16 protein-coding genes are annotated in these 21,808 nt (G+C 47.2%); all 16 read right to left on the minus strand.

Annotated features, from left to right (window positions below; genetic code table 11):
- Positions 1-354, minus strand: coding sequence for a helix-turn-helix domain-containing protein (locus GQR90_RS10800; protein WP_158774116.1), 354 nt, complete (start codon positions 352-354; stop codon positions 1-3).
- 26 nt (positions 355-380) lie between these two features.
- Positions 381-3,239: a tetratricopeptide repeat protein gene (locus tag GQR90_RS10805; RefSeq protein WP_158774117.1), complete on the minus strand. Its 2,859-nt coding sequence runs from the start codon at positions 3,237-3,239 to the stop codon at positions 381-383.
- A gap of 764 nt (positions 3,240-4,003) precedes the next feature.
- Complete coding sequence (locus GQR90_RS10810; RefSeq protein WP_158774118.1) at positions 4,004-6,376, minus strand: glycosyltransferase family 2 protein; 2,373 nt, start codon at positions 6,374-6,376, stop codon at positions 4,004-4,006.
- Positions 6,377-6,541: 165 nt separating this feature from the next.
- The gene (locus tag GQR90_RS10815; protein WP_158774119.1) at positions 6,542-7,885 is read right to left on the minus strand and encodes a hypothetical protein; all 1,344 of its coding nucleotides are present in this window, start codon (positions 7,883-7,885) and stop codon (positions 6,542-6,544) included.
- Positions 7,886-7,966: 81 nt separating this feature from the next.
- Complete coding sequence (locus GQR90_RS10820) at positions 7,967-8,959, minus strand: glycosyltransferase family 2 protein (RefSeq protein WP_158774120.1); 993 nt, start codon at positions 8,957-8,959, stop codon at positions 7,967-7,969.
- A 24-nt stretch (positions 8,960-8,983) separates the two neighbouring features.
- The gene (locus GQR90_RS10825; RefSeq protein ID WP_158774121.1) at positions 8,984-9,997 is read right to left on the minus strand and encodes a glycosyltransferase family 61 protein; all 1,014 of its coding nucleotides are present in this window, start codon (positions 9,995-9,997) and stop codon (positions 8,984-8,986) included.
- Between the two features lie 50 nt (positions 9,998-10,047).
- Entirely contained in the window at positions 10,048-10,860 is an 813-nt protein-coding gene (locus tag GQR90_RS10830; RefSeq protein ID WP_158774122.1) for a polysaccharide pyruvyl transferase family protein, read from the minus strand.
- 1 nt (position 10,861) lies between these two features.
- Positions 10,862-11,845 (minus strand): hypothetical protein, encoded by a 984-nt coding sequence (locus GQR90_RS10835; protein ID WP_158774123.1) that lies wholly within the window; start codon positions 11,843-11,845, stop codon positions 10,862-10,864.
- Positions 11,842-12,774, minus strand: coding sequence for a hypothetical protein (locus GQR90_RS10840; protein WP_158774124.1), 933 nt, complete (start codon positions 12,772-12,774; stop codon positions 11,842-11,844). The genes GQR90_RS10835 and GQR90_RS10840 overlap by 4 nt, the downstream gene beginning before the upstream one ends.
- The gene (locus tag GQR90_RS10845; protein ID WP_158774125.1) at positions 12,774-14,699 is read right to left on the minus strand and encodes a rhamnan synthesis F family protein; all 1,926 of its coding nucleotides are present in this window, start codon (positions 14,697-14,699) and stop codon (positions 12,774-12,776) included. Before GQR90_RS10845 ends, GQR90_RS10840 begins: the two co-directional genes overlap by 1 nt.
- A 12-nt stretch (positions 14,700-14,711) precedes the next feature.
- Complete coding sequence (locus GQR90_RS10850) at positions 14,712-15,755, minus strand: HAD family hydrolase (protein ID WP_158774126.1); 1,044 nt, start codon at positions 15,753-15,755, stop codon at positions 14,712-14,714.
- A gap of 100 nt (positions 15,756-15,855) precedes the next feature.
- Positions 15,856-16,404, minus strand: coding sequence for a dTDP-4-dehydrorhamnose 3,5-epimerase (rfbC, locus tag GQR90_RS10855; protein ID WP_158774127.1), 549 nt, complete (start codon positions 16,402-16,404; stop codon positions 15,856-15,858).
- Between the two features lie 254 nt (positions 16,405-16,658).
- Complete coding sequence (gene rfbA, locus GQR90_RS10860) at positions 16,659-17,549, minus strand: glucose-1-phosphate thymidylyltransferase RfbA (RefSeq protein WP_158774128.1); 891 nt, start codon at positions 17,547-17,549, stop codon at positions 16,659-16,661.
- A gap of 142 nt (positions 17,550-17,691) precedes the next feature.
- On the minus strand, positions 17,692-18,615 hold the full coding sequence (gene rfbD / locus GQR90_RS10865) for a dTDP-4-dehydrorhamnose reductase (RefSeq protein WP_233266235.1): 924 nt from the start codon (positions 18,613-18,615) through the stop codon (positions 17,692-17,694).
- A gap of 2 nt (positions 18,616-18,617) precedes the next feature.
- Positions 18,618-19,706: a dTDP-glucose 4,6-dehydratase gene (gene rfbB / locus GQR90_RS10870; protein WP_158774129.1), complete on the minus strand. Its 1,089-nt coding sequence runs from the start codon at positions 19,704-19,706 to the stop codon at positions 18,618-18,620.
- Between the two features lies 1 nt (position 19,707).
- Positions 19,708-21,804 carry a glycosyltransferase family 2 protein gene (locus GQR90_RS10875; protein ID WP_158774130.1) on the minus strand — a complete coding sequence of 699 codons (2,097 nt, stop codon included), beginning with the start codon at positions 21,802-21,804 and terminating at the stop codon, positions 19,708-19,710.
- Positions 21,805-21,808 lie beyond the last annotated feature (4 nt).

The raw sequence follows: 21,808 nt of genomic DNA on the forward strand, positions 1-21,808 counted from the left end.
CTATGCTGGATGTGCATGGGCCACATTATCAAAAATGACTTTTCGTACAAAACCTAGGTAAAGCCTTGAACCGCATCCTGGCAGTACGGCGACGATGATCGCTACATGACTAGACACTCGCGAGATAGTCGCTGCGTATCGGCGCACCTCGCGCTTGACGATACTGTCATTAATGCCAAGTGCATTAGCAATCTGCCGTCGACTCAATCCTACGTCACAACGTGCATGAATCTTGTATCGCTGAGTCTGGGTCAGCTGTTGGTAGCTAATGCTCTGCTTCACTTTGGTCGGTAAAGTAGAGAGGATGCCGGTGCTAACCTTTTTTCTTATACCGAGTGATTCAAAGTGCTGCACTTATTTTATGAATCCAGAAGGTGAGGTTAACTTGCAGTAGAGGAACCAGCGAGAAATATTTTATAATCTAGCATTTTTTTGTCTTTTGCATTCCAATACGCACTAGTTTTTTTATAAGGCATCTCCATATGAATATGAACATGGCGACGTAGAAGATATTGAGGAAGTATAATAACTTTATCAATATTTTTATTTTTTGTTTCTTCCAGATAATAGGCGACTGCTCTAGTCAATAGTCCAGGGCCAGTTTTATGCCAAGTATTCTCATTATCTCTAGCTAGCAAAGATTCAGCGGCGATTTCTGCTGCATTTATAATGGCAGGATGCTGTGGCGCGGCAATTATCACATTATTTGCTAATGCACCATGTTCTTCTCTAAAACAGATGAGAGACGCCTCTTTAAAAAGCAGTTGATCGAAATCTCGATAATAGCGATCATCAGCATCAGCATATAAACCACCAAATACTGCTAAATAGCATAGGCGGAAAAAATCAGCCTCTTCGGCAGGGCTGTTTGCTAGTGAAAATGCTCTAGCATATTGAGTTCCATAGTGCTTTTTCAAAAATAGTCGCGCTGTAAACTTATTGAAACATTCATAATTAGTATTCGGAATATTTCTCCAAGTTTGCATAACCCCGACTATAGCAGCTGGTAATGTTTTAGTATTCCAGTACTGAACAATATTACGTGGTATAAGACATTGACCCGTATTAGTTCCTGAATTATTCCTGACGTAGCCTCTTATGCATTTGACTGCAGGATATGTATGACGCAATACTAAGTCATTAGATAAAACATGCAAGGATGCAGAATCCACCTCTCTATTATAGAGGGTCAAATCATTCAAAAGAGAACCTAGTACAGAAACAGAGAAATGGTCTGACACTACATTATTAGTCATGGAAGATTTTACATCACTGATAAGTAACTTTGCTTCTTTTTCATTACCAGTCATCAATAATACATGCAACCTAGTCATTAGCAGATAGTTAGTGTTCTTGATTAATGCTGATTGTAATTTTTCTTGAGCCTGTTCTACACGATCTAAGTGAAGCAAACTACGAGTAACAAGATTAATTGCAGCAATACGTTTACTAGGGGAAATAGGATTATTCAACACTACTAGAGAAAGATGAGGATAACCTGCATCCAGTAATATTTTTGCGTGCAGGAATATTAACTCACTATCCTTGGGCCAGCGTCGTCTACAAAATTTAATATATCGAAGAGCAAGATTATGCACATCTACGAGTTGAAGATAACGTATTAGTCTAATTGCCTCTTTTATAGTACGGTTTTTTTTTACTTCTTTGCGAAATACTTGCAAACCAATAACAGGTCCGTATAGCCTCAATGCAAATTCAGCTAATACTAAATAGCGCTCCTCATCCGGAATAAATGTGGTTAAGCGTGACAAGTAAGGCTCTATATCCTTATCGGATACCATATTAATAGTTTTATCGATAATATTAATAGCAATATCTGAAGATACAGGCCCTTTTACAAATATTAGCTTTAACAATAACCTCACTGCTTTATCTTTTTCTAATTCTTCAGCTTTAATCAAGAGATTAAAAATCTGTTGCTCTGAGAATGAATTAGCCTTCATAATCAGACAGTCGATCATTTCTGGGTATATGTTTAAAAAGTCAGGATTTTTGTCAAACGAATGAACATTGAGCATCGATGCGACATGTAGCAACTCATGAACTGATAAAGTATCTACAACAGCATAGTTTTTATATTTTTGCCAAAACACTATTGATTCATTAATAAACAAGCATGAAGAAAACTTTGATATAGCTGTCCAACGCATCAATCTAGCAGCAAGATGATTAGGATTTTTATCCAATAAACGGTCTAGAAGATTGATAGTTACCGTTAATCTACCGCATGTTAAATAGAAACGAGCGGCCGCTAACATAGCATTAGGATGTGATTTTTTTTCGTGTATGTGACGTAATACTGGTAGAGAACACGTAATCATACCTAGTTGTCCTAACAAGTCCAGCCACAAACATTGCAATCCCGGATTGCCAGGCCATCGCTTAATAGCATAGTCTAATATTTTTATAGCTTTTTCTTTCTCTTCTAGTTCACGTAATGCCTGTGCGTAATTTTTATAAATATCTGGATCATCTGGATTTTTCTTCAGTGCTATTTCGCCACGAAGCTTTGCCTGCGTATAGTTTTTTTGATCAATTGAGCTGAGTACCCATAACTTCCATGTAATAGGCAAAGGATTATCTAGTGTCAATGCTGTAGATATTTTTTCCTCAGCGTAAATAAAGGACTTCCTTTTTAGTGCAGCTTGAACTGCTTTTACAGGTATTAAATGAAGTAATTTTAATGCATTATCGTGATTTGGCGATTGGCTTAAAGCCAAATTCACCAAATATATCGCCACTTGAAAGCGATGATGCGATAGGAAAAACCTGGCCCCGGCCATCAATAAAGGTGGCTTTAAGCTATCTATTTCTGTTCTCAATTTTCTTATCAAAGCAAATGCTTCAGATTTTAATCCTAAACTTTGTAGAATACTTAATTTTTCATACTGTAAACCTCTATGATTTGGCCAGTTGTGGAGAGCCTTTTCCAAACAATCTAGTGCTAGTTTTTTTTCTCCGTAACTATCGACAATACGTACTTCGAGTAAATAGAGATATGGGTCGTTCGAGTTGACATGCAATGCTTTTTTTATTCTTACTTTTGCATTATGCCAATTAGCTTGTTGCATTTCAATTTCTACATATAAACGCCATGCTTCCGATGAATTAAGGTCGCAAGATATAAGAGAAGACACTAAATTATCAGCAGTATTATATTGGCCCTCTGCTACAGCTTCTTTGATTTTTATTAGAATAGCACTCGAATTAAGCTCCATACATCCTCACCTTCATCCAATTTAAAATATTACAATAATAATAATTTTCAAACAGTAAAAATACAAATGGTTTTCAATTCCTGGCTTTATAGAGTAAGTGAGTACTTTGAATCCAGGCGGCAAAATTTGCAGTAGTATAATGCATCTTAGCCAGTATTACATAGCCACTACTGAACGATGAGCGAGTGCCAACTGCGAGAGGTTTCCTTTGATCAGGTTACCCTCCCAGGGCCCTGGCAATTTATCCTTTATCCACCTCGGATGGACGGAGAAGAATGTTGACCGTGTCGGTAATCACCCCCTGACAATCTATTTCACCCACCGAGTTTTATGTGAGCATTTCCTCTGCCGTGGCAATGGATGAGCTCTTTGCGCACTTGCACGATCGACAACGGTGAAACCGTCTCGCGGTAGACGTAGGCACCTTCAAGCTTAAGTAGGATCATGAGTCGCAGCTTGCCGGCGATCTGCTCGGGAGACAAGTAGCGCCGAAGGACGTATTCGTCCAAAGCAAATCGATCACTACCGACGAGAAGTTTTCGCTTGGTGCGGTGGTAGAGCCGACGTTCGAGTCGAGAGACATGGACTCGTCCAGCGCATTCGACATCATCTGAATAACTATTTCGACGAGCTTCGTGGCTGGCACTGAAAGGCAAACGCTCCATGGACCGAGCAATCAGTAGGATGCGGTAATATCAAAATTTTTCCTGCCCTTTTTTAATATTCTTGCCAACACTCAGCTACGACATTATATATTTATTATATTAACGAAGAGAAAAGTCCTCGTGTACTAACGTCAAATTAGGATTGTAGGCTGGGTCATTGTCCAGCTGCTCTGCCCAGGTTGAGCGCATGTACTCACACTCGGAGAGCCAGCGCGCGCGCTTCTTCGGCGTGTCATCAGCTCCGCGCGAGATGGACTCGTGATGATAAAGCTCCGCGTAGGGTGTCCATAGATTGCGATACCCTGCTTCTCGCACCTTGAGGCATAGATCAACGTCGTTATACGCTACAGCAAGCTTTTCTTCATTGAGGCCGTTCACCTCTTCAAAGACCCGGCGACGCAACAGCAGACAAGCCGCGGTGACCGCGGAGAGATTCTGTGTCGATTTCAATCGTCCCTGAAAACCATCTTCATTACGATGGAAGAAGCGATGCGCATGGCCGGCAATACTGCCAAGCCCGAGAATGACCCCGGCATGCTGAATCGTCCCATTGGGATAATAGAGCTTGGCACCGACACACCCGATGTCCGAACGGCACACCTGCGACACCATTTCCGTTAGCCATTCGCCATTCATCGGCTCGATATCATTGTTGACCAACCCAATGATATCGCCACGCGCCTCACGTGCTCCAAAATTGTTGATCGCGGAGTAATTGAATGGCTGATCCCAGTGCAATACACGTACACGCGCATCACGTTTGACGATGTCACGCATATACTCAAGCGTTACCGGACACTCACTCTGGTTGTCCAGAATCAACAGCTCAAAATGCCGATAGTCTGTATGGTCAAGAATGGCATCGACGCAAGGCTTGAGAATATCTACACCGTCACGGGTCGGCACCAGCAGTGACACTAGAGGCGGTGTGTCTGGCAGTGGCCATCTCACGCGCACATTCTCGGCAGTATCACTCGCAACATCATTGGCTTCTATCAGCACATTGCCCGGCTCAGCGACGGCCGCCCCCCCCTGACGGGCTAGATAGTCGCTTACACGTGCTAGGTGACGTGATTCGGGTATCCCCTGGTCACCCATTGCCGAGGAGAGGTTAGCATCACGGACATGCAGCAGTACTTGAGGGACTCGCCACACCAGCGTCTGATGGCTCTTGTGGGCCGGCTCGATCATCTCCAGAGCCAACTGATGAATGAGATCAGTAGCCTGCATTCCAGCGATATTTTCGCTCCCGAGAGATCGACGACAAGCTTGCCACTGCTCGCGAGACCAAAGGCCAAGATGCCCCAAGTATGGCGTAGACAAAAGTAGATCCGGGTTCCAGCCAGGTTTGAAGTTCGGCGAATGGCGATGTCCGGAAGCATCGAGGCGGTCTTCGTCGCAGTACAGGAATCCCGCCTGCGGCTTCTCGCCCAACAAATGAGCAAAGCGCATCAGGGCATCAGGCGACAAAGTGGCACCAGTCGTCAACAACCCCATCCAGTCACCCACCATCGCAGTGCTGATGACCTCAAGCTGAGCAGCTATGCTCTCGGACGCACCCACTTCTCCACCTGCCAATAGCAGGATGCGGTCATCACTCTCGCAAAGGGCAGCCAGCCAGGAATGGTTCTCTGACGTCATGCCCGGCGCTGCTACCACAAGTTGCCACCGTGAATACGTCTGTTCCATCAGGCTTGACAGGCTAGCGTCGAAAGCTTCCCGAGTGACATCCTCCTCAAGCATCAGCCCCAAACTGAACACGATTTTGGGGGTGGGATCCGTCGTCAAAGGTGCAGTGCCAGCAACTTTAACCAGCCCTTGCCCCAGCGATTCGACCATGTCGATCCACTGCTGATAATTGTGCTTGGAGCACAGACTGATGAACGTGCTGTCGTAGTGACGAAGCGCAACGACTGACCACTTTTCATGGGTCTGTTGAACTTCCTGCTGGATGGCACGTGCGACAACAGTCTTCGGCAGACCGCGGAAATGTCGATGTGCCGTCACCAACCGTTGAACCAGTCGATCCTTGGCAAAACTGGGCGTCAGCCATACCAGTCTGAAATGCTTGAGACGAAAGGTGCCACGGCTATTAATGGGGCATAGCGTGATACGCCGCACTCCACGAGGGACCCGCAACATGCGACGAGTTATCTTCCCCGCGCGGAGTGGCAGCTCCACCGTATGAATTCGGCTAGAGGTCTCGAAGGTAATGACGGCAGCGGCCCCCGTGACTGAGCGCTCCATGTCTATCTCGACCATGTTCCAGCCGGGCAACGGCCGAGGACCTTCCCAGAGAAAAGCTGGCGTACTGGAAAGTGAACGCCATTCGCCCTCGTCAAGCGGCTCTAGATCGCTATCGATACGCAGATAGCGCGGTACGCGGATATGCAGAGGCAGCGAAAGAAAGGTGGGGGCTTTGGTAGTGGAGGACTGAAGCTTTGATCCCTCCAGAAACGGTGGTGTCGGCAACGCTTTCTTCCATGACTGATGAAAAGGAGAGATAAGAAACAAAAAGATAGATGGCTCGAGAGCGAAAAACCGTAAGACGACCACACGACAAAACTTCGCTCGGGCACACCGAGCGAAGTCATTATCTCATTGCCAGTAATCAGTCATGCCATACAGGATTCAATGTTACGCATCGTCGGAGCCGGGTGCGTTCACTTGCTCAAGCACTGATTTCTTGTCTACTACCCGGCGCTGCAGCTTCTTGATGCTACCGCCACTAGGACGGTTATCCCGTGCTTTTTCCAGCAGCAACAGGGCATCATCCAATAGACCGTGTTGCTCAAAATAAGATCCTAGCTCGCGAAGGCGATCCGCTTCCTTCATATTACTGCTAGCAATGATGCCACGGGCGCGGGGGCTCAAACCTGCCTGTGCAGCAGGTTCTTCAAAGTCAATTCCTAATAGATCCAAAAGCTTTAGGAAAGCATACCCTTGGCGCCCTTGACGATATTGAGCCAACGCCTCTTCTTTCACGGCAGCCAATTCCTTGGCGCAATGGACTTCCAGGTAAGCCAGAGGACGATAAGGGTTGTTCAAATCAGCCGTTCTCACTCTCTTTGGCTCTTGAGGTGGAAACAGCACTGCACGATCAAGCGTCGGGAAGCGCTGTATGACAGGCTCCATGGCTGCCAGAAACATGTCATTGATGTCCTTGTACAATAGCTCCGGTATGTCTCGGCTACCTAAGGAATCTTCTTCTGGATGCTGATCAGAATACCCTTGCAGCGCCCAGTCGATTTCACGCCCTACTTCAGATGGAAGCTTGCCCAGCACAGTATTCAATATTCGTTTGAGTTCCAATGCAGAACGAACATAACTGCGATTCGTGATTTTCTTCTCAGGCAGCAGAGCCGGGATTTCAGAGGCAGCGACGCCTAGTTCCCTTAGGAAAACGGCCTCGATCTGAGGGACATCATCAGCAGGTCTCTGATAGGTCATAAAGTGGCAGTTATCATCACCAAAGGCATTGGCCCACTGAATCAAGGGTAGGCCCGCCAGACTCGGCTTGCCATTGCGCATCACAGGAGCAAGGTGATTGGACAGCCGCCATGTCTCGCCATGACGCTTGATACCCTGATTGTGATTACCCATTAGATAATCAATGGGAGCACGAACAAAAGCGATGACACGGATGTCTTCAGGCGCCAGCTGCATGCGTTCATGCAGTAGGGTGTAAAGCGGCTCGGCCTGGTTGAAAAACGACTCAGACGACAACACAAGCTTCAGGCCCTTCTTGCGGGCATGAGTCAGCCACTTGCTCAGCAGTGCTTCGGCGCCATCGATATCCTTGTCACGTAGTGCTCCTCCAAGCTGACCATGACCGCCCGACACACCGTTCTTGTCGATACCATGCTCAGGGTAATAGAAACCAAGCTTTTCAAGAGGCCTGCGGGAGTTCAGCATAAAATTCTGCAACGCAGAAGAGCCTGCTTTTGGAGAGCCAATGTGGATACAAATGGAAGTTTTCATATCCAAGTAATCCATACTTTTAGATATTGGTCTTATCCAATTTCTAATCATGTAGCAACGTCCTCATGAGTAGAAAGATACTCAAGAATTAACATGAGAAGTGCCAGAGAATAGTTTGCGAGCGATCAATTTATCCTTTGCATCTCCACTCGACATAGAAATTAGTCTTTCAACAACGAAACCCGCTTTAGTTTTTATTTTATCTTTATCAATATCTACCAACTCATCTATACTAAGGCCATCCATAAATTCATATCGAGCTTTTATGTAGTTTTTATATTCTAACAAAGGCCAATTGAATTTGCGACGTGAAGAATTTTTACTTCCTTTATATCCTGAGCGATTTGTTTTTAAATCGTTCTTTGATTTAGGCTGCCCTTTTTTTAATATTGCAAAATATTCTGTTTCCGATCTATTCATACGATGCAGAATATAAGCCGATTGCTTAACAATATTCTCTTTTTCTAGTAACTGGGGACGATTTTTTTGGAAAATTGCTTCGCTACCACTTGGATTTAAAACTTTTAAATCAAAATATTTAGGGCAATGTATACGTACACGTTTTATACTTTCCCATGGTTTAGGGGAGAGAGTTTTAACATGAGCGCCGAAATGAAACCTTGACTCTGGCGTGAAGACAGAGAATGGCAAATCATATCCTATCTCACAATACCAAGGATAGCTGATAGCGTCTTTGCCGTTAGAGACGGATAATACGTGGTCGTGAATATTCGATTTGAAATCGGACGGCACCCAAAACTCATCTATATCTAGTGGAAGCCAATAATCGACGGACAAATCTTTACAGCGCGCAATATCTTTGGCATAAGCTATAGTTTGAATTTTACTACCTATTTGAGGACCACAGAAGTCTACCCAGTCAATAACTTCGTATTCTAGCCCTGGCACTCTTTTACTTAACCTTCTTAATACTTCAAGGGATGTATCTGTCGTACGATTAACATATACAACGATACTTTCAAATCCAAAATAATGGTGATGAAAAACCCATTCAGCAAGATATGGAGCCTCGTCTTTAGCTATAGCACACACTCTGTAAATTTTTTTACTCATAATGGTTTCACCATTTTATTCAAACTAAATAAAATCAAGAGAAGCTGGGGAAATCAACATATTCATTGAGTGGTAGTATTCACGATCCGAAACGTAATCCATCTTGGCCACATCAATCATCTCGCCCTTCGCTCCGGGAATCTGAACCGCGCGATAATTCAGCTCTCTAGAGAGTGACATCTTGTAAAACTCCGGAGATAGGTGCGCACAAAATAGCTCAAGAACCTGAGTCTTTGGCTTGGCAAAGATGATATTTGCCAGACCTGCGCCATGTGGCGCAATGATATGTGTCGCATTCCGAATTACGGCAGCCGTGGTAGCTACTGAATGATCCTCACAGTAATACGTCTTGTAACCCAATTTCGCGATCTTTTCGACAAAGACGGCTTCATTCAAGATACGGCGAGTATTACCCTTAGAGCGTGAAATATAGATCTTTCCAGGCGTCGGTTCAGCGACGTCAGCAGAGAATAGCTCACATACGAAATCAGCCGCCCACGTCGGGGTATAAAGATGCGTACGAGGAGCTGTTACCGTGACTAGCTCATCTGCCACAAAGTACTTGGGGTGTGTCTTGTAATCCCATACCTTGCCATCATCAATGCCGAGCAGCTGAAAACTCTCTTTCTTGAAGGCACTGCCATAGAAATTGACGATGATTCTGTCAAAGTCCTTAGCGACATCGTAACCCGCTTCGGTGACGACTTTGATCTTGGGCAACAGATCCAGCAGCCAATGGCTATAAAGATTGGAACCAGGCGTGACAAGATCCAATACGCGCCCCTCAACACGCACCAATTCACCTTTTATTCTGGCAGCCAACTTTTTCGTCCCGATTGGCGACGAGATCTCTTCAACGAACTGGCCTTCCGAGTGGAAGGCCTTGTTGTTTTCGAGGCAGGCGCTGACGTTGCTCCCGCTGTGCACATGCACAGCGGGCTCCTGCTCGTGGGGAGACAGAGAGAAAAGCGCGTGATCATACTCAAAACTGTGCTTGACGGGCACTTTCATGCCAGTGCGAACGGTTTGCTTAAACAAGATAACGAATACTCCGTCTAATCACAGGAAGCGCTCTGCTCCAACAATGCTCAAATGACCTTCTTGAAGGCTGCAATGATGTCGGACTGGACTTCACGCAGCTTAAGCTGACTCATTTCGTGAATCTTGCTGTCCTGAAGCATTGAGGTTTGAGCGTCACTCTGGGAAACATCCAGCTTGCGAGAAAAATCACGGCCAATGGAAGAGAAATAATCGTAAAATTTGAATTCGCCGCCGCCATGCAGAGTACCGCTATCTACCCAGACATTGGGAATGCCCAATGAGTCAGAGAAGATAAGGCCATGCAGGCTTTGACTGAGAATGACTTCGCATTCCAGCATCTGTGTAAAGATGGCGTGATGATCATTGGTCCTGAAATCAATGACGCATATATCCCCCAGTGCCGAGAATTTGTTGATGAAAGCCACATCATCCACCTTGGTGTGATGAGGAATCACACCAAACTTGAATTTCTTGGCTGGCTTTGTCGATACCAGCAGCGAGGCCAGCAGGCCAGGGTCCCCGATGGACACATCATTGCCCTTAGCACCCAGCAGAGACTTGGTCAGATAACCGCGGACGGAATGAATATCAAGGAAATCATTCGCCTTGTTCTTCTTTTCGATATTCGCGACAGGTTTCATCAAGCCGGAACCAACCACAGCCAGACGACGACGCCCGGGCTTCCAATCATCACGGTTGTAGACCCAGTTCAGAATACTCCCGGTACTGATCACATCGGCATTGAAGATGTTAGTCTTGGAGTGCTCTACCTGAAAGTGATTCTCCAGCAAGATAGAGGTGATCTCGTCGCCCAGGTTGTTCATTCCTTCCGGACTTCTCCACCAGGTCACATTCAGCATATCAGCAATCCTTACTCATAATTTTTGAAAACGTCAGCGTCATGACATCAAGTGCTTCAGAGAGTGAGTCAGAAGAAGATGAAGCTGAAGAACCTTGATACATGCACCAATCATCATTACCGATAAAGTTATCAGAGATGAATTGATTATCCTTGGCATATTCTTTCAATATGCGCTGCCTGGAGGCTGACGAAAGATATTCATCATTTCGGCGGTAAAGCCCTGGATGCCCTGACGCATACTGTTCAAGCTGATGCTTGATGGTCTCGTCATGTATATCATGAAAGATATGATTGACCTTGGACAGCGCATCACACAGATAAGGGTTCAGGCTCTTGTTGTCAGTGGAATCTACCGGCTTCTGGACGCCGTTCTTGATCCCGAGGCGTGCAAAGAAATCACTGACCAGATCACCTTCAAACAGACTGCCACGCAACAACGGCACTACCGTAACATTGTCTTTGCCATAGAGATTGCTGAAGGCACTGGCAATGACGCGATAGTTGGGATTCCTGTTCTTCAGCGCTTGGCTTACGAAAGCCTCCAATGTCAATCCTTTCTTGTAGCCCCATTGCTGCCAGGCCGACATGATGAACTGATCTTGACGGCGAATATAATAGATCACCTCATGACTATCGAAGGTGTCACGCACCAGGCGATGAATATTTAAGCCTGCGGGTGACGCCAATTGATTGACCAGGTTTTCGGCACTGATCAAGACAGTCTTGGAGGTATGACCGTACTTTTTCTTCAGTCGCCTTAATGCAGTATTGAGAGGCGCCAAGTCTTTCTGTTCCATAGCATGACGGAAAAAGGCTCGCGGTGTTTCACCACCAGGATTGAAGCCATCATCACCCGGAGTGCGCATCTGTGGGTCAGGCACAATAATATCATGGGACTCCAAGAGATTACGGTTCTTGATGATCGCCTTCTGAATCGTTGTAGAACCGCACTTGGAGTGGCCCGGATGTACTATCAGTTTCATGCCAAATCATCCAATGAAAGACTATCTTCAGGTAAGACATTGATTGGAGAGTAATCTGTCTTGATAAGACCTGCTGATGGCAATTCAAACAACTCGATCAGCTTCTCATTACCTTGCTTAAAGTTGGCATCAAAAGCTTGCTGCTCCGCAACTGAAAACAATATCTTTTGGTCATGCTCATGATCAATTGCTTTCGACAATGCGATAATCTTGTCACGTCTTTGGGCAAACTCACCATTGCCGGACGCTCCTCGTCCAAACTTCTGTACCAATAATAAACAACGTGTCGGTAACGAGGGATTGATAATAGCCGTCTCAGACAGTTGTCTGGCATCCTGGCGATACTCGATATCGAATGCTTGTAAGAAATCTTGTACAACCCGACGGCTATAGGGCAAAACCGATAGATTTTCCTCACCTACATGTTTTTCCCACTGACGAATGTGGTTCAGATAGTTTAACCACCCGATATTTCTCAGCGCAAGCGTAAAGAGTGAAGCGTCGTAACGGATATTTGGGTCTTTCACCAGCTGGTTGTAAAGAGACAGCAGGAGTTCAGACTGCGGACGTACAGTGAACAACACCTTGACTGTCTCAAAATGCTCCGCGACAAAAATCCGAAAACGAGGATTGTTGAAGTACATCGGTGATAGTTCAGAAGACAACAGTACGCTAGGCGCAGGACTCTCCTCCATTTCGATACGCAGTTTTTCCAAGGCATCGGCAGGTGACATATCACTTTGATATGCACCACTACCTTGGAAAGACAATGCAAAAGGATGATGGGAGTGATCAGGCCACTGCAAGGACTGAGGGTAAAGAATGCCCTTGTCAAGAAAGTCGGCATATTGTGCCTGAATCTGGGACTGGACTGCCGATGTTCCCGTCTTCGACCAGCCAACGTGAAGGTACAAAGTATCTTTTTTCATCATTCACCAATAAACGGATTACGGCCGATCTGGCTCACCAGAGCGCCCCATTTGAGAATCTGGGCTTCATCCAAGGCATCTTTACCATTGAGGACATCGGGCATGCCCAATGCACGCCACTTGTCCATTGGATGCAGGATATGGAAGCACACAAGCCCCATATCCCCCGGACGCTGAGCATCGGCAACGACATTGTCACCGATATGCAGGTGACTACGGCCATGCTCATTGGCAAGGTCTTCCTTCACCATGGCCCACATGGTGCCACTGTCTTTGCGCTTGCCTTCCTCGCTGGACACCATCAGGCGATAGGCCGCAGCGACGCCTGCCTTGCGCAACATCAAGCCAACCTGATCACGCGTGTAGTAGGTATCAGAGATGACCCACAGGACGTGACCGGAAGACCCAAGATGATTGAACAGCTCTACCATTTCATCCTTGGGCTGAATCATCGCGAGGTCCAACTCGAACTCACGCTTCATCCACCCTTGTGCGACGTCTTTTGTGACCTTCAGAACATCTGCAAGTTCATCGTAGATGGCATCGATACGAATATCGCCCTGGAAGCTGGCACGCTTGCGCAACGTGAACTCCGCCTTGTTACGCAATGCCACGAAGTCATGGGCAGATGTCACTACGCCTTGCTCTACCAGCCACTTGCCCAATTTGAGCTTGGCGTAATCCGCCACGGTAAATTCACGGCGCACCAGGGTATCAAACACATCGAAGCTGATGATCTGATGCGATTGGATCGCGGGTAGATGCTGTTCGATGGAACCATGGTAACTAGCGGTGATATAGCTCTGATCGGCCGTGAAATCACCGCTGGATGGGTGATAGAAGAATTGCCGATATCCGAGATTTTCAGCCTGAGCACCCAGCACGCGCTCCAGCGCATGCAGCTGAGAACCGTCATTGGGAAGTGGCTCTTCCGGAAAGTCCTCGTACTTCCAGACTCGATCCGCAATGCCCTTGAGTGCCATCGGCCGTGCCCAGAACATACCGCCGGCCGGGTAGCTCAAGAAGTCATTTACGTGCTCTATCTCAAGAGATTCCTGCCATTCACGCATGAAGCCCTTGTTCATGGTCTGGTGGTTGACCCAGCTTGGCATCATCCAGAATGTCGTTGGATAGTAGAGCCCCAAGGTGTCATCTGCTGCGAAAGCGTTCAGTGCACGTTTGACCACAGACTTGTCGCGAAGAAGAAACTCGGTGAGATAGTCCGCCCACTGGGTCTGCTCACGCCCTGAATACAGTGATTTCTTGGAGTGCAGATGACAGAAGAGATCATAATCTTCAAGTTGATCTGCGTATTCGACAAGCAGCGGACCAAAGTTACGTCCACGGTTGGGAACCCGCCGTGTCTCGACACGGGAAACGCAGGCATGACGCGAAAAGGTCTTCCTGGCGCGAGTTTCATCGACCCCTGCCGCCAAGGTCAACAGAACATCAACATTGATCGGCATATCATTTAGCGCTTCAGCAAAGCGATCAATGAAGTCTTCATAAAAGACGTGCAGGCAAATGGCCATCTTCAACTGACTGGCGGCTTCTGACAGAGGGATATCCAACGGCATACGAGAATTTGGTACCCAGCGAGGCGTCAGCGGGACATGCTGGCGCCCTTCCTGCTTGCCGTTCTTCAGATAATGAAACAGTGGGCTTTGCTGGTCATAGAATACGTCCATGTACATGCGATGGTAGCTCTCACCATCGAAGGCTGGTGACGGATGCACCGGCGCAAAGCGGGATTTGTGGAGATAGTCCTGGAAAGCATCTGCCGAGCTTGCGAACTTCTGGCCGTATTGCTGCTGATACCAACCCGCATCGAAGAGACCAAGCGCCTCAGCTTGTTGTAATTGGGTCTGATCCACGACAGGTAAGGCCTCTTGTTTGCGCTTGTTGAAGATGTTGAATGTTTTCATGATGCCTCTCGATCAAATGTTGAAAAGGGCGAGTGGATTGAGAATCCCGTTACCCGAGAAGTCATCATCAACAAAGAACAGGTGCCAGGCACACTGCGGTATGGCTCCCTGTCGTGTGGTAAAGCTCTCATACATCTGCTCGACTTCTTCGGAGGTAAAAGTGACCTCGTCTGCCATCCAAGTCGCAACCTGCTCAATGGCACCATCAAAGACTTGCTGTAAATCCTGGAAATGTCGCTGAGTCGCCGCCTGGCGTCCATAGCAGAACTCGAAGCCACCATCGCTGTCTTCGCGTACATCGACCACCTGGCCATGCGGCGCTGTCATCAATGATTCGAACAGCAAGGAGCGGTCCAACATCTGGAAGCCGTCGCCCCATGAAGCGTTCTCCCGGAAGACACCCTCCAGAGTTGCAACACCTGCACCATGCTGGTTCCCACTTTGCTTGGTCGTGACGTAATAAAGCCCATGCGTGTCACGCTCCAACATGCGAGTCAACAATTTCTGAATGGTTCCTGAGTATCCCAAGTCAAGCATCATGGGCTGCGGGCCTGTTTTCAAACCCAGTGCTGCCAGATAAGCCATCACACCCTGCAGAGTGGGAGCGACCAAGGCTTTCAGCCTTGGTACATGAGGCTCCAGCCACATGATGGCATCTGATTGCTGTTCAGGGAGCTTGATCTGCATCTGTAACAGCTCAACGGGCAGGACGCTGAAAGCTTCATGCATCTGAAGCCCAAATCGCTTGCGCATGAGATCCAGCATTGACCCTTCAAAGTCATTCGCAAGCGCTAACGGCCAAAGATAATCATGACCGAGATTTGCGCGGAACAACAAGGTACGTGAGACCTTCAAATACCGTGGAGCATATTCCAACTCAATATGTCCATGGGCATTCAGATGAGACAACAGTCGCTCGAAGCACCAACCCTCACGGGCCAGACATACCGGTACTCGCCCTGCTCCTTTCGCTTCTACTTCCTTGGCATACACCAGAAATGCCGGTCCCATGAAACTGGCACCAAACTCTCTGAGAGCCTGACGAGTATTCTTCATCTTGTCACCAATCCCTTAATTTACGATCTAGATATACTCTTGATGATACTCAGATACGCGACTTCATGATCACCTCAAACTCCAATGATACCAAATCTTCTCAGACGAAAACTGCAGCCTCTTCAAAAGACTTGCCTTCTTCATCCTTTCCAGAGAGTTGAGGTGACTCACCATTGATCAGAGGCCACTCAACTCCTACCGTGGCATCGTTCCATTTCAGTGAATACTCATCACCAGGCGCATAGTAATCACTACACTTGTACTGGAACTCCGCAGACTCACTGGTGACATAGAAGCCGTGCGCGAATCCCGGTGGTACCCATAGCATCTGCTTGTTGTCTTCGCTCAACAGCGCACCCACCCACTGGCCGAAAGTCGGGCTGCTCTTGCGCATGTCGACGGCTACATCGAACACTTCACCCTGTGTCACGCGTACCAGCTTGCCCTGCGGCTGATTCAGCTGGTAATGCAAGCCACGCAAGATGCCCTGACGAGATTTGCTATGGTTATCTTGCACGAAGGTGTAGTCACCGCAGTGCTCGACAAATTCGCTATGACGAAAGGTTTCCATGAAGAAACCGCGCTCATCACCGAACACTTGCGGAGTCAGGAGCACGACTTCAGGAATGGCGAGTTTTTCGTAATTCATGCACGTCTCTTTGGTAAGTGACCACTCTTGGTGGAATGATCTCAAGATTGAAAAACAAAAATTCCCGAAGTGATTGCGGTAGACGCGGTCACTTCGGGATAGTCATCATAATTACAGACAAGGAAAAATCACTATGCCTCGACTACCATGGAATTCTTTACTAAAGTCCATATACTCGTCATATATCCAAAATATACGGCCGTCTGGCTTATCATGCATAAAAGCTTTAGTGCACAAATCTGCGGCTTGATGACTTACACGTTACCGCCACGCTTGTCGTCCAGACGCTTGAGCAGGTACTGGCCATAGCCGGTCTTCTTCAGTGCGGTACCTTGTGCTTCCAGCTGCTCGTCACTGATCCAGCCGTTGGTCCAGGAAATCTCTTCCAGGCATGCCACCTTCAAGCCTTGACGGTGCTCGATGGTCTGCACGTACTGACCCGCTTCCAGCAGGCTGTCGTGGGTGCCGGTGTCCAGCCACGCGAAACCGCGGCCCAGACGCTCGACCCGCAGGTCACCGCGCTCCAGATAGGCATTGTTGACGCTGGTGATTTCCAGCTCACCGCGCTCTGACGGCTCAACCTGTTTGGCGATCTCGACCACATCGTTGTCGTAGAAATAGAGGCCGGTCACCGCGTACGGTGACTTGGGCTTGAGCGGCTTCTCTTCAATGGAAATCGCGGTGCCTGACTCGTCAAACTCGACCACACCGAAGCGCTCCGGATCTTGTACCAGGTAGCCGAAGACGGTCGCGCCACTCGGCTGATCTGCCGCGCGCTTCAGCTGCTCGGAGAAGTGCTGACCGTGGAAGATGTTGTCACCCAGCACCAGGCAGACCGGATCATTGCCGATGAATTCTTCACCGATGATGAACGCCTGCGCCAGGCCATCGGGGCTTGGCTGCACGGCATACTCGAAGCGCACGCCATACTGGTCGCCGTTGCCAAGCAGCTTTTCATACTGCGGTAGATCTTCCGGGGTGGAGATGATCAGTATCTCGCGGATACCGGCCAGCATCAGTACCGACACCGGATAGAAGATCATCGGCTTGTCGTAGATCGGCAGCAGTTGCTTGGAAACACCCAGCGTGATGGGGTGCAGTCGTGTACCGGAACCGCCGGCGAGAATGATACCCTTGCGCGCCATATAAAATTTCCTTGTCGTATCGACGTTTAGTGTTACGCGGAGAAATTGAGTCGTCCAGTCTGCCCAGCAATTATCATATCGCTATCAAGTGGTGAGATAGATCAGACTTTGATGCCAGAGGCTAATAATGCACAACTCTAACTCAACGATCGAGATGTTCTGTCAGGGTCAGTGACAACTGAGCGTCCCAACTCGGCAGTGAATAGCCCAATGCCGCTTCCAACTTGCCCAATGCCAGTCGCGAGTTCAACGGGCGCGCAGCGGGTGTCGGGTAGTCAGCGGTCGGAATGCCGCCCAGCGTCTCAGGGTCAATCGCCAGCGTCTCTCCCAGCTCGATGGCCTGGCGGAAGATGGCCTGGGCGAAACCGTGCCAGCTGGTAGTGCCTCGCGGGGCCAGATGATACAGACCACTCGCGATATTCTGGCGCAACGCCTCACAGGTCAGTTGCGCGATCAATCGGGCGGGGGTCGGTGCGCCGATCTGATCGTTGACGATGTTCAGCGTGTCACGGTCACGCCCGAGCTTGAGCATCGTTTTCATGAAGTTGTTGCCGCGCGCGGCGTACACCCAGCTGGTACGCAACACCAGATGACGGCACTCACTCGCCATCACGGCGTCATCGCCGGCCAGCTTGCTCTCACCGTAGACCGAGAGCGGCGCTGTCGGACTGTCCTCGCTCCAGAACTGCTCGCCATCGCCCGGATAGACGTAGTCGGAGGAATAGTGCACCAGCACCGCGCCCAAGGCGCTTGCTTTCTCCGCCAACAGCGCCGGTAGCTCAGCATTGAGCCGCATGGCGTCTTCGCGTTGCGCTTCGGCCTTGTCGACGGCGGTCCAGGCGGCAGCATTGAGTATCAGCTGTGGTTGATAGGCATCCACATAGGCGGCCACCGCGTCCACATCACTGGCATCCATGTCACTGCGGCGCGGGGCACGCACTTCTCCGAATGGCGCGAAGCTGCGCTGCAACTCGAACCCGACCTGGCCATTGCCGCCAAGAATGAGAATTCTGCCGAAACCGTTGTTCAACGGCGTGGTGCACGGTGCCATCTTGTCCGCTGCCATGATCAGCTCCCGGTTCCGAGGCGCTCGCCACGGTAGCTGCCGTCCTGTACACGCTGCCACCAACTTTCATTGGCCAGATACCACTCGACCGTCTTGCGCAGGCCGGTCTCGAAGGTTTCCTGTGGTACCCAGCCCAGCTCACGCTCGATCTTGGCGGCATCGATGGCATAACGCACATCATGGCCCGGTCGATCCGTTACATAGCTGATGAGGTCTTCATAGTGGGCAATGCCAGCCGGCTTCTCGGGCACTAACTCTTCCAGCAGTGCACATAGTGTCTTGACGACCTCAATGTTCTGCTTCTCGTTATGGCCACCGATGTTGTAGGTCTCGGCAATCTCACCCTCGGTCGCGACCTTGATCAGTGCACGTGCATGATCTTCCACGTACAGCCAGTCACGCACCTGCTTGCCATCGCCATACACCGGCAGTGACTTCCCTGCCAAGGCATTGAGAATCATCAACGGAATCAGCTTCTCGGGGAAATGGAACGGGCCGTAATTGTTGGAGCAGTTGGTGACCAGTGTCGGCAGGCCATAGGTACGCTGCCAGGCCCGCACGAGGTGATCCGAACTGGCCTTGCTGGCCGAGTACGGAGAACTCGGGGCATAAGCTGTTGTCTCAGTAAAGAGGTCTTCTGGCCCTTCCAGATCGCCATACACTTCATCTGTCGAAATATGATGGAACCGGAAACCGGCAGCCTTCTCGGCATCGGATGCTTTCAAGTCTTTCCAATAGTGACGTGCCGCTTCCAATAACTGATAAGTGCCGACGATATTCGTCTCGATGAAATCTGCCGGGCCATCGATGGAGCGATCCACGTGACTCTCGGCCGCCAGGTGCATCACGATATCCGGCTGAAACTCCGCGAAGACAGCCTTCATCTTCTCGCCGTCACAGATATCGGCTTGCACGAAGTGATAGCGCTCGGAATTAGCGACATCAACTAATGACTCAAGATTACCGGCATAGGTCAGCGCATCAAGGTTGATGACGGTGTGCTGGGTAGAACGGATCAGCTCACGGACGACCGCGGAGCCAATGAAGCCGGCTCCTCCTGTGATTAAAAAAACAAAATTATCTTTTTTCATTTCAAACTTCCACAAAGTTTATATTTTTGAAAAATCCAAATAATGAAGATTGATATATTTCGCGAATTTTAAAATAAGAACTAGAACTTAAAAAAACTTCTTTATCTAGTAAGCACGCAGCTATAGCCACATGTAGCCTGTCAGTATATATGTTTTCGTACTTAGCTATAGCATCAAAGAAAGGAGAGATCTCTGAATAAGAATTTCCTTCGAAACTTATATCTCTATTACTTAATGGATGAATCATTTTCCCTGAAGCTTCTTTATCATTTCTATAAAAGAAACCATCACCACTCCCACCTGTGCAACTCAAACGAGGCAAAGAAAACGCCATATCATGACAAAAATGGCCAGAGCTTTTATAAAAAGATTCTTTATTTCCTCTAGACCATAAATGAACATTACTCCATTTTCCTGAAATTTCATAAGTAGAAGGTAAAACAATAACTTCAGTGAACAAGGAGGCGAGATTATTAACTATATCTTTTGCACCTGGTGTTACCGCACACCACGCACCGCTCCCACCGTATATACAGAGATAATCTTTATATTTAGAATAATCAAAATCATCAGAAAAAATATAATCTTTCTTTAATTCTTTGTATTCTATATGATGCTTATTAAAGAAGGCGATTGCTCCTTGTCGAATCAGAGCATCTCCAAAGTTACCTTTATTGGCAATGTATAAAACTGGCTTATCAGAAGCTATTTTCTTTATAAATCCAGCAAGCTTAAAGAACTCTAGCTCATGAGAAAAACTTTTTAATACTGGCTGAGAGTTCTGAATAACTTTAAACTCTCCGCAAAAAACCTCATCCCCATTACTCAAATCTATAAATAACTTAGTATCAGACAAATCTAAATGTGAACAGAATTGGAATGAAAAACGAGCTGATGATGAATTAAACTTTGAGCGATATTGATTTCTCATCCCTGGAGAAGGTAGATCGATAACACCATGCTTTAGTATATCATCATTACAAATACGTACGCCTTCTATTTTCACATCCTCTGAATCAAGTACAAAAACTCCACCCACGGATACTTCTCGACCAGGAGTCAAACTTATTTTGTTAGTATCTAATGAGAACTTGGAGGTAAAACTAATTCCTTTGGCACGGTGAAATTTTATTTTTATCTTCTCTTGATCAATAACGTCACCACTATCTTTACCGTATGTATATTTTAGAATTTCAATTATGGAGTTATGAACTGATAATAATTCATATGGAAGTGAATTGAAAGCCTCTTTCAATTTCTGAGAGTACTTTTCTTTAGCGGTATAATCTACCTCTTCGTTGGAATCGTGCTTATAGAAGTATCCATCTAAGAAATGCTTTCTATCTGCATTTAGAGCTAGCCTGCCATTACCTCTTCTCCTCTTCCACTCAAACTCCTGTTTTGAACGAATTGCATAATGGTTTAATTGACAAACGTCGTAATAAAATAATGCATCATCATCCCTAACAGGGTTACCACCATTCAGGTAATGATCAGGGAAAGTAACCATTTTCGCTGTTGCATAAATAATATTTGGATTTGATCCCTTGTGAGGGATCGGATGATGATTATTAATACTTTTGTAAAGACTGCGATCCACCCTACTTATTGTTTTAAAAAGTTTATTCTGATTGTTGCTAGAGCTTGATAATATAAATTTGTCAATAGTAGGTGCATCAGAATAACAATTGATTCCAGACGAACCGAAATGTTTCCAGCTTAGCACCAAGCCATCAGGATATTTAAACTCTTTAATTAATTCATGAAGAGAATCATGCTTATGTAAGACGAGAAACTCATCCATATCTAACCAAGCAAGATAATGATTCTCACTTTCTGGATTATCGAACAGCTCTTGACTTAGATCTTGATATGCAGTTATCTGAGGACTTTCACCTTCAGCAAGAGTTCGAGGTCTCCAGTCTATAAGCTTCATACTATGCATTAGTGATAAAAGCTTATCAGATCCATCGGTATTGTCATTTGAGTAAACTACAAAATTATCTACCCCAAGCTCTTTATAATACAAATACCACTCAAGAATATAGGGGCCTTCGTTACGAATACACGTGGCAAGCGTAAACTTAATATTAGACATATCA

Source organism: Cobetia sp. L2A1, assembly GCF_009796845.1.
Lineage (GTDB): Bacteria > Pseudomonadota > Gammaproteobacteria > Pseudomonadales > Halomonadaceae > Cobetia.

What these genes read in the sequence shown, in the direction of transcription:
- GQR90_RS10815 (WP_158774119.1), bottom strand. Translation starts at nt 7,885, where the DNA reads ATGAAAACTTCCATTTGTATCCACATTGGCTCTCCAAAAGCAGGCTCT.
- rfbA (WP_158774128.1), bottom strand. Translation starts at nt 17,549, where the DNA reads ATGGCGCGCAAGGGTATCATTCTCGCCGGCGGTTCCGGTACACGACTG.
- GQR90_RS10845 (WP_158774125.1), bottom strand. Translation starts at nt 14,699, where the DNA reads ATGAAAACATTCAACATCTTCAACAAGCGCAAACAAGAGGCCTTACCT.
- GQR90_RS10835 (WP_158774123.1), bottom strand. Translation starts at nt 11,845, where the DNA reads ATGAAACTGATAGTACATCCGGGCCACTCCAAGTGCGGTTCTACAACG.
- GQR90_RS10840 (WP_158774124.1), bottom strand. Translation starts at nt 12,774, where the DNA reads ATGAAAAAAGATACTTTGTACCTTCACGTTGGCTGGTCGAAGACGGGA.
- rfbB (WP_158774129.1), bottom strand. Translation starts at nt 19,706, where the DNA reads ATGAAAAAAGATAATTTTGTTTTTTTAATCACAGGAGGAGCCGGCTTC.
- GQR90_RS10875 (WP_158774130.1), bottom strand. Translation starts at nt 21,804, where the DNA reads ATGTCTAATATTAAGTTTACGCTTGCCACGTGTATTCGTAACGAAGGC.
- GQR90_RS10820 (WP_158774120.1), bottom strand. Translation starts at nt 8,959, where the DNA reads ATGAGTAAAAAAATTTACAGAGTGTGTGCTATAGCTAAAGACGAGGCT.
- GQR90_RS10850 (WP_158774126.1), bottom strand. Translation starts at nt 15,755, where the DNA reads ATGAAGAATACTCGTCAGGCTCTCAGAGAGTTTGGTGCCAGTTTCATG.
- GQR90_RS10830 (WP_158774122.1), bottom strand. Translation starts at nt 10,860, where the DNA reads ATGCTGAATGTGACCTGGTGGAGAAGTCCGGAAGGAATGAACAACCTG.
- rfbC (WP_158774127.1), bottom strand. Translation starts at nt 16,404, where the DNA reads ATGAATTACGAAAAACTCGCCATTCCTGAAGTCGTGCTCCTGACTCCG.
- rfbD (WP_233266235.1), bottom strand. Translation starts at nt 18,615, where the DNA reads ATGGCAGCGGACAAGATGGCACCGTGCACCACGCCGTTGAACAACGGT.
- GQR90_RS10805 (WP_158774117.1), bottom strand. Translation starts at nt 3,239, where the DNA reads ATGGAGCTTAATTCGAGTGCTATTCTAATAAAAATCAAAGAAGCTGTA.